This window comes from Streptomyces sp. TM32 (assembly GCF_004122755.1).
GTDB classification, from domain to species: Bacteria; Actinomycetota; Actinomycetes; order Streptomycetales; family Streptomycetaceae; genus Streptomyces; species Streptomyces sioyaensis.
Genome location: NZ_SDIG01000168.1, coordinates 1 through 13,989, shown reverse-complemented (window position 1 = coordinate 13,989; position 13,989 = coordinate 1). Strand labels below are relative to the sequence as shown.

The 13,989-nt window shown below is 71.1% G+C and carries 15 protein-coding genes; 9 read left to right on the top strand and 6 right to left on the bottom strand.

The features are described from left to right. Positions 1-732, top strand: a 732-nt coding sequence (locus EST92_RS31410; protein WP_254069034.1) for a hypothetical protein, incomplete at its 5' end; no start/stop codon positions are given. Positions 733-780: 48 nt separating this feature from the next. Here EST92_RS31410 and EST92_RS26730 read toward each other — a convergent pair. The 3 genes from EST92_RS26730 to EST92_RS26720 all read right to left on the bottom strand — a co-directional run bounded on the left by EST92_RS26730 (position 781) and on the right by EST92_RS26720 (position 2,667). Continuing rightward, a complete protein-coding gene (locus EST92_RS26730) occupies positions 781-990 on the bottom strand; it encodes a DUF5988 family protein (RefSeq protein ID WP_040898588.1) in 210 nt (69 codons plus the stop codon). Positions 991-1,110: 120 nt separating this feature from the next. After that, complete coding sequence (locus EST92_RS26725) at positions 1,111-1,722, bottom strand: Uma2 family endonuclease (protein ID WP_129283329.1); 612 nt, start codon at positions 1,720-1,722, stop codon at positions 1,111-1,113. Between the two features lie 120 nt (positions 1,723-1,842). Then, positions 1,843-2,667 carry a hypothetical protein gene (locus EST92_RS26720; protein ID WP_129283328.1) on the bottom strand — a complete coding sequence of 275 codons (825 nt, stop codon included), beginning with the start codon at positions 2,665-2,667 and terminating at the stop codon, positions 1,843-1,845. Positions 2,668-2,894: 227 nt separating this feature from the next. Between EST92_RS26720 and EST92_RS26715 the strand changes: the two genes are divergently transcribed. The 7 genes from EST92_RS26715 to EST92_RS26690 all read left to right on the top strand — a co-directional run bounded on the left by EST92_RS26715 (position 2,895) and on the right by EST92_RS26690 (position 10,699). Next, entirely contained in the window at positions 2,895-4,397 is a 1,503-nt protein-coding gene (locus EST92_RS26715; protein WP_129283327.1) for an aldehyde dehydrogenase family protein, read from the top strand. A 57-nt stretch (positions 4,398-4,454) separates the two neighbouring features. Next, a complete protein-coding gene (locus tag EST92_RS26710; protein ID WP_129283326.1) occupies positions 4,455-6,005 on the top strand; it encodes a GMC oxidoreductase in 1,551 nt (516 codons plus the stop codon). Next, positions 6,005-7,138, top strand: coding sequence for a glycine betaine/L-proline ABC transporter ATP-binding protein (locus EST92_RS26705; RefSeq protein WP_129283325.1), 1,134 nt, complete (start codon positions 6,005-6,007; stop codon positions 7,136-7,138). The genes EST92_RS26710 and EST92_RS26705 overlap by 1 nt, the downstream gene beginning before the upstream one ends. Then, entirely contained in the window at positions 7,138-7,308 is a 171-nt protein-coding gene (locus tag EST92_RS32635) for a hypothetical protein (RefSeq protein WP_167511620.1), read from the top strand. Before EST92_RS26705 ends, EST92_RS32635 begins: the two co-directional genes overlap by 1 nt. Next, on the top strand, positions 7,305-9,305 hold the full coding sequence (locus tag EST92_RS26700; protein WP_129283324.1) for an ABC transporter permease subunit: 2,001 nt from the start codon (positions 7,305-7,307) through the stop codon (positions 9,303-9,305). Before EST92_RS32635 ends, EST92_RS26700 begins: the two co-directional genes overlap by 4 nt. A gap of 2 nt (positions 9,306-9,307) precedes the next feature. Continuing rightward, on the top strand, positions 9,308-10,300 hold the full coding sequence (locus EST92_RS26695) for an ABC transporter substrate-binding protein (RefSeq protein ID WP_129283323.1): 993 nt from the start codon (positions 9,308-9,310) through the stop codon (positions 10,298-10,300). A gap of 177 nt (positions 10,301-10,477) precedes the next feature. Further along, positions 10,478-10,699, top strand: coding sequence for a hypothetical protein (locus EST92_RS26690; protein ID WP_006603704.1), 222 nt, complete (start codon positions 10,478-10,480; stop codon positions 10,697-10,699). A 29-nt stretch (positions 10,700-10,728) separates the two neighbouring features. Here the strand turns inward: EST92_RS26690 and EST92_RS26685 are convergent, their stop codons facing one another. Genes EST92_RS26685 through EST92_RS26675 form a run of 3 tightly spaced genes read right to left on the bottom strand, consistent with a single transcriptional unit; the run spans position 10,729 to position 12,478 of the window. Next, a complete protein-coding gene (locus EST92_RS26685; protein ID WP_129283322.1) occupies positions 10,729-11,481 on the bottom strand; it encodes an isocitrate lyase/phosphoenolpyruvate mutase family protein in 753 nt (250 codons plus the stop codon). Next, the gene (locus tag EST92_RS26680; protein WP_129283321.1) at positions 11,478-11,927 is read right to left on the bottom strand and encodes a carboxymuconolactone decarboxylase family protein; all 450 of its coding nucleotides are present in this window, start codon (positions 11,925-11,927) and stop codon (positions 11,478-11,480) included. The genes EST92_RS26685 and EST92_RS26680 overlap by 4 nt, the downstream gene beginning before the upstream one ends. Before the next feature lie 5 nt (positions 11,928-11,932). After that, a complete protein-coding gene (locus tag EST92_RS26675) occupies positions 11,933-12,478 on the bottom strand; it encodes a carboxymuconolactone decarboxylase family protein (protein WP_174244148.1) in 546 nt (181 codons plus the stop codon). Between the two features lie 47 nt (positions 12,479-12,525). On the opposite strand from EST92_RS26675, the gene EST92_RS26670 reads away from it, so the two are divergent. Then, complete coding sequence (locus EST92_RS26670; RefSeq protein WP_129283320.1) at positions 12,526-13,935, top strand: PLP-dependent aminotransferase family protein; 1,410 nt, start codon at positions 12,526-12,528, stop codon at positions 13,933-13,935. Positions 13,936-13,989: the final 54 nt, after the last annotated feature.

The following is a 13,989-nucleotide window of genomic DNA, read 5'->3' as shown; positions in this document are numbered from 1 at the left end:
CACCCGTACGCCCCCGACCCGTACGCCCCCGATCCGTACCTCACCACCGCCTCCGGCGACGACTACGCACCCGGTGCCCGGCGCCGCACGGGACTGGTCGCCGGGGCGGCGGTGGCCCTGATCGCGGTGGCCCTCGGCGGCGGCTATCTGCTCTGGGGCCACGGCGGGGAGCCGGCCGACACCCACCCGTCGGCCCGGGCCAAGGCGTCCGCCACGCGCGGCACGGCCACCGCGTCGCACAGCGATGCCTCGGACGGCGTCGCGCCTGCCCCCACCCTCACCGACCTGCCCGACGGCTACCGCCTCGTCCACGACAAGAAGGGCTTCACCCTCGCGGTGCCCGGCACCTGGACGCGCAGCGAGCGCAAGACCGGGGTGTTCTACACCGCCCCGGACGACCGCGGACTGGTGCAGATCTTCGAGATCACCGATCCCGAGATCACCCCGCGCGAGGCGCTCCAGCAGGCGTCACAGGGGCTGTCCGGCAATCCCGGATACGAGGAGATAAGCCTGGAGCCGCTGGGCTTCCCGGGGCCGGGCATAGACGCCAACCAACTGGTCTATGCCTATGACAGCAAGCGTCTCGGGGTGCGGGTCAAGGTCGTCGACTGCGCCTTCACCGCCACCGACGGCCGCCAGTTCGCCGTACTCGTCCTGGGCCCCGAAGCCGACTGGCCACAGCAGGAGGGGACCCAGCAGATCGCGCTGCGGACGTTCGTTCCGCATGTCTGAGCGGTGCGCACGGCGTACGGAGCGCCGCCAGGGCCTTGTCACGAGGGCTCAGCCGGGCAGCTCCGTGCGCTCCCACCACTCGTAGACGGGCAGCGCCCCTTCGGTGGTGTCCTGCTGCCGGCCGGTGGCCCGGAAGTGCTCATAGCCGTTACGGAACGGGATCTTCAGCTCGGTCCCGGGTGGATCGATCGGCACGATCCGCTCGGGAAGCTCCTCGGGGCCGCCTTCGAGCACTGCTTTCGCCGCTGTGTCAGCCATGCCTGCATTGTCGACCGGGCCGCCGGCCGTGGCCCCTTTGGTTCGGCAGCGCGGGTGACGGCCCGGCCGGGCGCAGGCGTGGCCAGGCGGCTCCGGGAGGGGCGAGGCAGGGTCCCGGAGTCAGTCCGTGGGGAACTCTTCGGTGCTGAGGGAGAAACCGGGGAACGCGTGGGTCAAGTCGATCGGTTCCCCGTACTTGAGGGTGAGGTCGCTCTTGTAGTCATCGTCCTGCGGAAGGGTGAAGACGCGACACCGGCCGAGGTAGGGGTCTGCGATCACGTACACCGGGATTCCGGCCGCGGCGTAGACCCGCTTCTTCGGGCCGTAGTCATTTGCCGCGGTGCCTTTGGAGATGACTTCGGCGACGAACTCGACGTCCTGGTAGCGCCAGCGGCCCAGCCCGTTCTTCTCGGCGCCGTCGACCAACTTGGCAACGTCCGGGGCGAAGCCGTTCAACTCGCCGGGGAAATCGATCCGCACGTCTGACGTGACCGGGGTGTCCAGCCCGAATCGGTCCTCCAGCGCCCGCACGATCCTGCGGATGGTCTGCCAATGGACGTCACGCTGCGGTGCCATGAATACGGTCCCCCCGACGATCTCCAGCTTGTAGCCCTCGGGGACGGGCATCCGCTCCAGCCGCTCGAACAGCTCGTCCAAGCTCAGCTCATCGGGCTCTGCCATCTCGGTCCCGTCGGTCGCGATCGTTTCGGTCCGCTCAAGGCTGATGGTCATCGTGCCGTTCCTCCCCGCTGCCGCGTGCCACGGGCAGCCGCACAGTTCAACGATACGTATGTACGAACAGTTACGTACCGCACGCAAGAGCCACGCACGCAAGGTTCACGCGCTCCAGGGTCACGCGCTCTGGGACCCCTGGGACCCCCGCATCAACTCTTCCAGGGCCGAGATGTCCGCCGTGCGGTCCGGAGCCGGTGTCGTGGTGGAGACCGGGGTGCCGTAGTTGCTCATGAGGATCGTGGCGGTTTCGTGGTCGGCCTCGGCGGTGAGCTTGAGGGGGTAGTGCTTGCCCTCGATGGCCACGTAGAGGGTCTGGATCGCGCCGTCGGCCTTCTTGACGACGGGCAGCACGCGGGCGCCTTCGTGGGTGGTCGGCCGGCCCTTGCTGAGTGTGGGGGTCACGGAGGGTGACGGGGCGCCGGAGGGGGGCTGCTGCTCGTCGGGGCCCGCGGCCGACTTCTGGAACGCCTTGAGGTCGCAGGCCTCGGACAGGCCCCGCAGGAAGGCGTCCCGGGTGGTGCCGTGCAGGTAGGTGTCCTTGTACTTCGCGGCGGCCTCGGCGCCCTTGCTCCCGGGCAGCTGGCTCTTCCAGAAGGCCGCGTCCGGTTTCATCCAGATCTGGTTCCCGCGTTTGACGAGCTCGACGCGGCCGAGCGAGCCCTTGCTGACGGCGCCGGTGCAGTTGCCGGCGCGGTCGAGGGTGAGGTCGAGTTGCGTGGGGTCGACGCTGGTGCGGGTGCGCAGCCGCAGGGACTGCGCGCCGACCAGCTGGTGGAGTGCCTCGTCGGAGATCTGCTGGGCCGACTTGTGCGCGAGGTCGCCCTCGCCGCCGTCGGAGTCGCCGGCCGCCGCGGCAAAACCCGTACCGGTGAGCCCTACGAGGAGAGCTGCACCGCAGGTCAGAGCGGCGGGGGCGGTGGCTGCGCGCCGTCTGCTGGTCATCTGACCACCTCCGGTCCCCAGGGGGACGAAGAGTCCTGGACATCGCCATGGACATACGGCTATTCAGGTTAGGTTCCAGGACATTACCCTGCACGTTGAGTGAGTCCGCTCACTTTCCATGAACGTTTGGGCATAGGTCCGGGGCTTCCGGGGAGGGGTCCTCGTTGCTGGTGACGCCAGTGGTTTGCACCAGTGGGAACAATCGGTAACCGGAAGGCAGTAACGACGTGTCGTCAATCGCGACCATTCACGTAGACGGGGTGTGGCTCCCGGCCGCATCCGGCGAGACGCGGGAGGTCCTCGACCCCGCCGACGCGACGACGCTCCAGCTGGTGTCCGAGGGCGGTGCCCAGGACACCGACGCGGCCGTGGCTGCCGCCCGCCGGGCCTTCGACGAGGGTGACTGGCCCCGTACCGCGGTCGCCGAGCGCTCCGGGCTGCTGCGCCGGGTCGCCGATCTGCTCCAGCGCGACCGTGAGGTGATCGCCCTCATCGAGAGCCGCGACACCGGCAAGACGCTGGAGGAGGGGCGGGTCGACGTCGACGACGTCACCAATGCCTTCCGGTACTTCGCCGATGTGGTGATGAACGAGAGCGGTGGGCGGGTCGTCGACGCCGGGTCGCCGGATGTGCACAGCGTGGTCGTGCACGAGCCGGTCGGGGTCTGTGCCCTCATCACGCCCTGGAACTACCCGCTGCTCCAGGCCAGCTGGAAGATCGCGCCGGCCCTCGCGGCCGGCAACACTTTTGTGATCAAGCCCAGCGAGGTCACCCCGCTCTCGACGGTGCACCTGATCAAGCTGCTGGTCGAGGCCGGGCTGCCGGCCGGGGTCGCCAACATCGTCACCGGCGCGGGCCTGCCGGTCGGCCAGCGGCTGGCCGAGCACCCCGACGTCGATCTGTTCTCCTTCACCGGCGGCCTGGTCAGCGGGACGAAGGCGGGCGCGGCGGCGGTCTCCGGTGCCAAGAAGATCGCGCTGGAGCTGGGCGGCAAGAACCCCAATGTGGTCTTCGCCGATGCGTGTGCCACGGAAGAAGGCTTCGACACCGCCGTCGATCAGGCGCTGAACGCGGCCTTCATCCACAGCGGGCAGGTCTGCTCGGCCGGCGCCCGGCTGATCATCGAGGAGTCGGTGCGCGACCGCTTCGTCGCCGAACTCGCCCGCCGCGCCGAGAAGATCAAGCTCGGCCGGGGTACCGAGGACGGCGTCGAGTGCGGCCCGCTGGTCTCCCAGCAGCAGCTCGACAAGGTCGAGGCCTACGTCGCCTCCGCACTGGCCGAGGGTGCCCAGCTGCGCTGCGGCGGTGCCCGGCCCGAGCCGTCCGCCGTCCGCCCGGCCACCGGCTACTTCTACGCGCCGACCGTGCTCGACGGCTGCCACCGCGAGATGAAGGTCGTCCGTGAGGAGACCTTCGGACCGATCCTGACGGTGGAGACCTTCACCACCGAGGACGAGGCCGTCGCGCTCGCCAACGACACCGAGTACGGCCTGGCCGGTGCGGTCTTCTCGGGCGACACCGCGCGCGCCCGCCGGGTCGCCGCCCGGCTGCGGCACGGCACGGTCTGGATCAACGATTACCACCCCTACCTCCCGCAGGCGGAGTGGGGCGGCTTCGGCAAGTCCGGAATCGGACGGGAACTTGGTCCCACGGGTCTGGACGAGTACCGCGAGAGCAAGCACATTTACGAAAACCTCCGGCCGGAGCCGGTGCGCTGGTTCGCGGGCTGACCCCCGGGAATCACCTGGCAACACCCGCACCACGCACTTTGCAAGAAGGAGCACCCCATGCCTGTGTATGACTATGTCGTGGTCGGCGGTGGTACCGCCGGTTCCGTCATTGCCTCCCGCCTCACCGAGGATCCCGGCGTCACCGTCGCCGTCATCGAGGGCGGCCCCTCCGACCTCGACCGCGACGAGGTACTGACGCTGCGCCGCTGGCTCGGCCTGCTCGGCGGCGAGCTGGACTACGAGTACACGACCACCGAGCAGCCCCGCGGCAACTCGCACATCCTGCACAGCCGCGCCAAGGTCCTCGGCGGCTGCTCCTCCCACAACACCCTGATCTCCTTCAAGCCGCTGCCGTCCGACTGGGACGAGTGGGCGGCGGCGGGCGCGGCCGGCTGGGGCGCCAAGGAGATGGACCCGTACTTCGGCAAGCTGCGCAACAACATCGTGCGGGTGGCGAAGAAGGACCAGAACCAGATCGCCACGGACTGGATCGAGGCGACGAAGACCGCGCTCGGCGTCCCCGAGGTCGTCGGCTTCAACGACAAGCCCTTCGAGGAGGGCGTCGGCTTCTTCGACCTCTCCTACCACCCGGAGAACAACAAGCGCTCCTCCGCGTCCGTCGCCTACCTCCACCCGCACATGGAGGCCGGCGACCGCCCGAACCTCACGCTGATGCTGGAGACCTGGGCGTACAAGCTGGAGCTGGACGGCACCGTCGCCAAGGGCGTCCACGTCCGTACCAAGGACGGCGAGGAGGTCTACGTCGAGGCCGCGCGCGAGGTGCTGGTCTGCGCCGGCGCCGTCGACACCCCGCGGCTGCTGATGCACTCCGGCATCGGTCCGAAGAAGGACCTGGAGGCGCTGGGCATCGACTGCGTGCTCGACCTGCCGGGCGTCGGGGAGAACCTGCTCGACCACCCCGAGTCGGTGATCGTCTGGGAGACCGACGGGCCGATCCCGGACAACTCCGCGATGGACTCCGACGCGGGCCTGTTCGTCAAGCGGGACCCGGAGCACAAGGGCCCCGACCTGATGTTCCACTTCTACCAAATACCGTTCACCGACAACCCCGAGCGGCTGGGCTACGAGCGCCCCGAACACGGGGTCTCGATGACCCCCAACATTCCCAAGTCCCGCTCCCGCGGCCGTCTCTACCTCACCTCCGCCGACCCCGAGGTCAAGCCCGCGCTCGACTTCCGGTACTTCGAGCAGGACGAGAACGGGGTCGACTACGACGGCGACACCCTTGTCGACGGCATCAAGCTGGCCCGCAAGATCGCGCAGGCCGAGCCGTTCGCCAAGTGGCTCAAGCGGGAGGTCTTCCCCGGTCCCGACGTCACCGACGACGCGGAGATCAGCGAGCTGGTGCGCAAGGCGGCCCACACCGTCTACCACCCGGCCGGCACCTGCAAGATGGGCGCCGCCGGTGACCAACTCGCCGTTGTCGACCCTGAGTTGAAGATTCGAGGGCTGTCCGGCATCCGTATCGCCGACGCCTCCGTCTTCCCGACGATGCCGGCCGTCAACCCGATGCTGGGCGTGCTCATGGTGGGGGAGAAGTGCGCCGACCTGCTCCATAAGTCTCCGACCCAAGGAGGTGATGCGTGATGGCTACCACCTCCGCCGGCGCATCCGAGATACCCAACGCCCGCACGCCCAAGGACGGCTCCGCCGCTCCGGAGTCCGACGGCCGTGAGGTCGTCTTCTCCGTCCGTCACCTCTGGAAGGTCTTCGGCCCCAAGGCCGACCGCATCCCCGAGGACTCCTCGGTCACCGACCTGAGCGCCCAGGAGCTGCGCGAGAAGACCGGCTGTGTGGCCGCCGTCCGGGACGTCTCCTTCGACGTCCACAAGGGCGAGGTCTTCGTCGTCATGGGCCTGTCCGGCTCCGGCAAGTCCACCCTCGTCCGGTGCCTGACCCGGCTGATCGAGCCGACCAGCGGCGAGCTGGAGATGGACGGCGAGGACGTCCGCGCCATGGACCGCACCACGCTGCGCGAGCTGCGCCGCCGCCGGGCCGCCATGGTCTTCCAGCACTTCGGCCTGCTGCCGCACCGCAGCGTCGTCGACAACGTCGCCTACGGCCTGGAGATCCAGGGCGTCGGCAAGACGGAGCGCCGCGAGAAGGCCGGCGAGATCGTCGACAAGGTCGGTCTGAACGGACTGGAGAAGCGCCGCCCCGGCCAGCTCTCCGGCGGTCAGCAGCAGCGCGTCGGCCTGGCCCGCGCGCTCGCCGTCGACCCCGAGGTGCTGCTCTTCGACGAGCCGTTCAGCGCGCTCGACCCGCTCATCCGCCGCGACATGCAGGAAGAGGTCGTCCGCCTGCACCGCGAGGAGGGCCGGACGATGGTCTTCATCACCCACGACCTCGCCGAGGCACTGCGGGTCGGTGACCGGATCGCCCTGATGCGCGACGGGCAGATCGTCCAGCTCGGCACCCCCGAGGAGATCGTCGGCTCCCCGGCCGACGACTACGTCCGCGACTTCGTCCGGGACGTCCCGCGCGAGCAGGTCCTCACCGTGCGCCGCGCGATGCGCCCCGTCGAGGACGGCGAGGCCGACCAGGGCCCCGCGCTGGGCCCCGACACCCTGATCTCCGACGCCATCGAGGCGGTCGCCCGCTCCGGCGGCGCGGTCCGCGTCGTCGACGACGGCCGCTGCGTGGGCATCGTCGACCACGCCTGTCTGCTGAACGTGGTCGCACGGGTCGACGGTCCGCAGCACGGTGAGGTGGCCGCCTGATGTACGCCGCCACCACCCGCGGCGGCGCCCTGCGCGCCGTCGGCTCCAGAGCTCCCGCGGCCACCCCGCGGGCCCGGCTGCGCGCCACCCTGCTGCGCCACTGGCGCGAGGCCCAGCGCTGCGCCGCCCTGAACGTCCCGGCCGGCACCGTGAAGAGGGGGCGGGCATGAGCAACGCATCCGCACCCCCGGTTTCCGCGCGCGGCACCCTGGGCGTCGACACCCCCAAGGGTCCGGCCCAGGCCCTGCTGCAGCGCCGCGGCCTCGCCAAGCTCCTGCTGCTCGCCGTCGCCGCGGCCGTCCTCGTCCCGCTGCTGGCCGCCAAGTACGGCGCCGCCTGGCCGCACGGGCTGACCGTCGACGTCTCCGGCCCGCTCGGCAAGACCAGCGACTGGATCATCAACAACCGTGACAGCCACTGGCTGTTCGTCTACTTCCTCGGTCACCTCAGCAACGCCGTGGTGATCTCCGTCCGCGCCGTCTACCTGCTGCTGCTCGCGCTCGGCTGGACCGGCGTGACGGTCGGCATGACGCTGCTCGCCTGGCGCGTGGCCGGGCTCCGCATCGCGGCAACGGCGCTGATCTCCTTCCTGGTCAGCGGCCTGCTGGGGATGTGGGTCCCGACCATGCAGACGCTCGCCCTGATGGTCGTGGCGGTGGCCGTCTCGGTCGTCGTCGGCGCGCTGCTGGGCCTGGCCGCCGGCCTGTCCGAGCGGCTGTTCCGGATCCTGCGCCCGGTGCTGGACACCATGCAGGTGCTGCCCGCCTTCGCCTACCTCCTGCCCGTGGTGCTGGTCTTCGGCATCGGCGTCCCTGCCGCGCTGCTGGCCACCGTCATCTACGCGGCCCCGCCGATGGCCCGGCTGACCGCGCTCGGTCTGCGCGGCGCCGACCCCAACGTCCTGGAAGCCGTCTCCTCGCTCGGCGCCACCGGCCGGCAGCGGCTGGTGACCGCCCGTCTCCCGCTGGCCCGCAAGGAGCTGCTGCTCGGCGTCAACCAGACGATCATGATGGCGCTGTCCATGGCCGTCATCGCCTCGGTGATCGGCGCGGCCGGTCTCGGTGACCGCGTCTACCAGGCACTCGCCTCGGTCGACGTCGGCGCCGCGCTCGCCGCCGCCATCCCGATCGTGCTGCTGGCCATCGTCATGGACCGCACCACCGCGGCGGCCGGCGAACGGCTCGGCGCGGACGCCCCCGCCACCGGCCCGGCGTGGCTGCGCGGCTGGCTGCCCTGGGCAGGCGCCGCCGTGGTCACCGCCGTCTTCGCAGGTCTCGGCCGGCTGAGCGGCTCGCTGGTCTGGCCGGACGCCTGGGCGCTGGACATCGCCCACCCGGTCAACCACTTCAAGGAGTGGATGGTCGACCACCTCTACTCCGGCGTTCCCGTCATCGGCGGCACCGCCGACTGGGCCGCGCACTTCACCAACTGGGTGCTCAACCCGCTGCGGGACGGCCTGACCGCGCTGCCCTGGTACGGCACGCTGCTCATCGTCGCCGCGCTGGCCTGGCTCATCGGCACCTGGCGCACCGCCGTGACCGCCGTCCTCGCGATGGCCGCCATCGGTGTGCTGGGTGTGTGGAAGCCGTCCATGAACACCCTCTCCCAGGTGCTCGCCGCCCTGGTGGTGACCCTGGTGCTGGGCTTCGGCATCGGCATCCTCTCGGCCGGCAGCAAGCGGCTGGAGTCGGTCCTGCGTCCGGTCCTGGACGTCATGCAGACCATGCCGCAGTTCGTCTACCTCATCCCGGTGGTCGCGCTGTTCGCCGTGGGCCGCGCCCCGGCCGTCGCCGCGGCCGTGGTCTACGCACTGCCCGCCGTCATCCGCATCACCACCCAGGGCCTGCGCCAGGTCGACCCGGCGGCCGTGGAATCGGCCCGCTCGCTGGGCGCCACCCGCTGGCAGATGCTGCGCCAGGTCCAGCTCCCGCTGGCCCGGCCCGCCCTGCTGCTGGCGGTCAACCAGGGCGTGGTCCTCGTCCTCGCCGTCGTCATCATCGGCGGTCTGGTCGGCGGCGGTGCCCTCGGCTACGACGTCGTCACCGGCCTCGCCACCGGCGACCTGGGCCTCGGCCTGGTCGCGGGTGTGGCGATCGTCTGCCTGGGCCTGATGCTCGACCGGGTCACCCAACCCACGGAACGCCGCACGACGGGGAAGGGAGTCTGACCATGTCCCGTAAGCGCACCATGACCATCGGGACGGCCGCGCTGGCCGGCACGGCGGTCCTCGCCCTCTCCCTGTCGGCCTGCGGCAAGGCCGACATGACCAAGCAGACCTCGCCGTTCGCCGCGGCCAAGGGCTCCAAGTCGGTCACCCTGTCCGTCCAGACCTGGGTCGGCGCACAGTCCAACGTCGCGGTGGCGAAGTACCTGCTCGAACACGAGCTGGGCTACCACGTCGACACCGTCCAGGTGGACGAGATCCCCGCCTGGGACGCCCTCAGCCAGGGACGGGTCGACGCGATCCTGGAGGACTGGGGCCACCCGGACCAGGAAAAGCGGTACGTCAAGGACAAGAAGACGATCACGCCGGCCGGCGGCAACGGCGTCACCGGCCACATCGGCTGGTACGTCCCCAAGTACTGGGCCGACAAGCACCCCGAGGTCACCGACTGGAAGAACCTCAACAAGTTCGCCGATCAGCTCCGCACCTCGGAGAGCGGCAGCAAGGGCCAGCTGATGGACGGTTCGCCGTCCTACGTCACCAACGACAAGGCGCTGGTGAAGAACCTCAAGCTCAACTATGAGGTCGTCTTCGCGGGCTCCGAGGCGGCGCAGATCACCCAGATCCAGCAGTTCGCCAAGGAGAAGAAGCCCTTCCTGACGTACTGGTACGAGCCGCAGTGGCTCTTCAACCAGGTGCCGATGGTGGAGGTCAAGCTCCCCAAGTACACCGACGCCTGCGCGGAGAAGGGCACGAAGGACCCCACGTCCATCGACTGCGCCTATCCGACCACCCCGCTCCAGAAGTTCTTCAACACCGAGTTCGCCAAGAAGGGCGGCAGCGCCGCGGCCTTCCTGAAGAACTTCCAGTGGACGAAGGACGACCAGAACGAGGTCTCCGAGAACATCGCCTCCAAGGGGCTGACCGCCGACGAGGCGGCCAAGCAATGGGTGAACAAGCACCCGGAGGTCTGGAAGAAGTGGCTCCCCAAGAAGTAGTACGGGGAGAGCATCGGCCGCGGGCGGTCGCACCCATGGTGCGGTCGCCCGCGGCCGTGTCGGGGGCGGCTGGCCCGCCGCGCCGCCCTCGCTCGTTCGGGTGACGGCCACGTGTTGCGGCACCGCGCCCCCACGGGCGCAGCACGCTGGGGAACCGTCGCCGAGGGAAGGCCCCCCATGCCGCTGCCGCCGAAGTGCCCCACCACCGACTGCCATGACTGGCTGTGGAAGGACACCGCCACCACCGACACCGACTGGGACAACTGGCGCTGGTGGTGCTGCCGTTGCGACAAGAAGTGGTACCCGACGGCGGAACAGCTCGCGGAGTTCCGCCACGGGGCGTCGGCCGGGGCGCCGCACTCCGCGTACCGGGACCCGAGGGCGGGGGCGGGCCGGTAGCCGGCCCCCGGCCCACGCCCGGCCATGCCTTACGTCCGGTCCGCCCGCGCGCGGCCCGTCGTTTCCGCCCGCAGCTGCTCGGCCATCTCCGCCACCGCCGCCATCGCCCGCCACTGGAGCCCCGGCCCGAAGGTGATCCGGGCGGCACCGAGGGCGCCGAGTTCGCGCGGGGCGGGGCCGTCCGGCATGACCACGGCATTGACGGGGAGGCCGATGGCGGTGGCCAGGCGGGTCAGCCGGTCGGGCGGGGCGGCGAAGGGGTAGACGCAGTCGGCGCCCGCCTCGGCGTACAGGCGGCCGCGGCGGATCGTCTCGTCCTCGTCCGGGACACCCCGGATATACGTGTCGATGCGGGCGTTGACGACCAGCGCATCGCCCGCCTCGGCCCGTACCTGCGCCAGCCAGTCCGCCTGCTGCCGGGCGTCGCGCAGGGCGCCGGTGGCCGGGTCGGTGTCCTCCAGGTTGCAGCCCACCGCGCCGGCGTCCGCGAGCCGGCCGACCAACTCCCGGGCGGACAGCCCGTATCCGGCCTCCACGTCCGCCGTGACCGGGATGTCCACGGCCCGGGTGATGCGGGCGACGGCGGCGAACATCTCGTCGGGCGGGGTCTGCCCGTCCTCGTAACCGAGGCTTGCGGCGACGCCCGCGCTCGGGGTGGCCAGCGCCGGGAAGCCCGCGTCGGCGAAGACCCGGGCGCTGGCGGCGTCCCACGGGCCGGGCAGGACCAGCGGATCGCCCGGCTTCCGGTCGTGGTGCAGCTCTCGCAGCGTGGTGGCGCTCACAGTTCTTCTCCCGGGGGCTGGCGGACGGTGACGTTGATGCGGTTCCAGTTGTTGATGGCGACGATCACCGCGATCAGGTGGGCGAGTTCGGTCTCGTCGAAGTGGGCGGCCGCTTGCGCGTAGACCTCGTCGAGGACGAAGCCGTCGGTGAGGACGGTGATCGCCTCGGTGAGGGCGAGGGCGGCCCGCTCGCGCGCGGTGTAGAGGTCGCCGGACTCCTCCCACGCGGGCAGCAGATCGACCCGCCGCGGGTCGACCCCCGCCTCCCGCAGGTTCTTCACGTGCATGTCGATGCAGAACGCACACCGGTTGAGCTGTGAGGCGCGCAGCACGACCAGTTCGGCCAGTACCGGATCCCCCAGCCCCTCCTTGGCGGCCGTGGTCAGCCGGAGCTGGGCCCGGCCGAACGCGGACATCTGGCTCCAGAACTTCATGCGCTGGGTCATCGCGGTCACGCCTTCCCCGGCGTCGTGCGGGTGCTCACACCGAACCGGTTCCACGCGTTGATGGTGGTGATCAGGGCGATCAGGTGGGCGAGTTCGGTCTCGTCGAAGTGGGCGGCCGCCTGTGCGTAGACCTCGTCGGGGACGAAGCCGTCGGTGAGGACGGTGATCGCCTCGGTGAGCGCGAGCGCCGCCCGCTCCTTCGGGGTGTAGAGGTCCGGCGCCTCCGCCCAGGCGAGGAGGAGGTGCAGCCGCTCCTCGCGCTCGCCGGCCTTGCGGGCGTCGGTGAGGTGCATGTCGAGGCAGAACGCGCACTTGTTGAGCTGTGAGGCACGGATCTTGACCAGCTCGGCCAGGGCCGGGTCGACGTCCTTCCTGGCCGCCGCGTCCAGCGCGATCATGGCGCGGTAGACCTCGGGGGCATGCTGTGTCCAGCGCAGCTGGGGTCCGTGGTCGTGCGCCGGAGCCGTGCCGGAGGCGCCGGCCGTCGGTGTCGTATCGGAGGCGCCGGCCGCCGGTGTCGTGGGCGTGGTGGGCGTGGTGGGCGTCGTCATGCCTGCGACGCTACGGCGGCAATGGCACAGCTGTATGGTCCACTTCCATGGGGGATTCCTGGGCCACTTTCGGTCGTGACCTGCATCTGGACCTCGGCGGCCCCGGCGGCCTGCGGGCCGCCCTGCTGCGCGCGTTGCGCGAAGCCGTACGGTCCGGGCGGCTGGCCCCCGGCACCCGCCTGCCGTCCTCCCGCTCCCTCGCCGCCGACCTCGGCATCGCCCGTAACACCGTCGCCGACGCCTACGCCGAGCTGGTCGCGGAGGGCTGGCTCAGCGCCCGCCAGGGCTCCGGCACCCGGGTCGCCGCAAGGGTGCTGCCGCGTACCGCGCCCACCGCCCGCCGCGCCCCCGGCCGCGCGCACCGCGCCGGCCGGCCGCGCTTCGACCTCACCGCCGGCACCCCCGACGTCTCCGCCTTTCCCCGCACCGCCTGGCTCGCCGCCGCCCGCCGCGCGCTGACCGCCGCGCCCAGCGAGGCCTTCGGCTACGGCACCTCGTCCGGATGCCCAGAACTGCGCGCCGTCCTCGCCGACTACCTGGCGCGCGCCCGCGGCGTCCGCACCGATCCCGACCACATCGTGCTCTGTACCGGTTTCATGCAGGGGCTGGCCCTGCTCGGCCGCACGCTGGGCGCCGGCCGGCTGGCCACCGAGTCGTACGGCCTCGGCTTCCACCGCGACGTGATCGCACGCGCCGGTCTGCGCACCGTGCCCCTCGGCGTCGATGAGCACGGTGCCCGTACCGAGGAGCTGTCCGCCCTCGACGACCTGCGGGCCGCCCTCCTCACCCCCGCCCACCAGTTCCCCACCGGCGTTCCGCTGCACCCCGACCGCCGGGCCGCCGCCGTCAACTGGGCGCGCGCCACCGGTGGTTACATCCTGGAGGACGACTACGACGGGGAGTTCCGCTACGACCGCCAGCCGGTCGGCGCGCTCCAGGGGCTGGACCCCGACCACGTCGTCTACCTGGGCACCGCGAGCAAGAGTCTGGCCCCCGCACTGCGGCTGGCCTGGATGGTGCTGCCGGACCGTCTCGTCGATCCGCTGCTCGCCGTCAAAGGCACCGGCGAATGGCAGTCGGGGCAGCTGGAGCAGCTCACCCTCGCCGAGTTCATCTCCTCGGGCGCCTACGATCGGCATCTGCGCGGGATGCGGCTGCGCTACCGGCGGCGCCGCGACCAGCTGGTCGCGGCGCTGGCCGAGCGGGCACCCCAGGTCCGGGTCTCCGGCATCGCCGCCGGACTCCACGCCGTACTGGAACTCCCGCCCGGTACCGAGCAGTCCGTCGCCCAGGCCGCCCGCTGGCAGGGCCTCGCTCTGGAAGGCCTCAGCAGCTTCCACGACCCGGCCGCTGCGTCACCGCCCCGCGACGCCCTGGTCGTCGCCTACGGCACCCCGCCCGACCACTCCTTCACGGGCGTCCTGGACGCGCTGATCAGGGTGCTGCCGGGGGAGTGACGCCGTGCGTGCATGCGCCTGGCGCCCTGTTGTCGGACGACCGCGCGCCGGCGC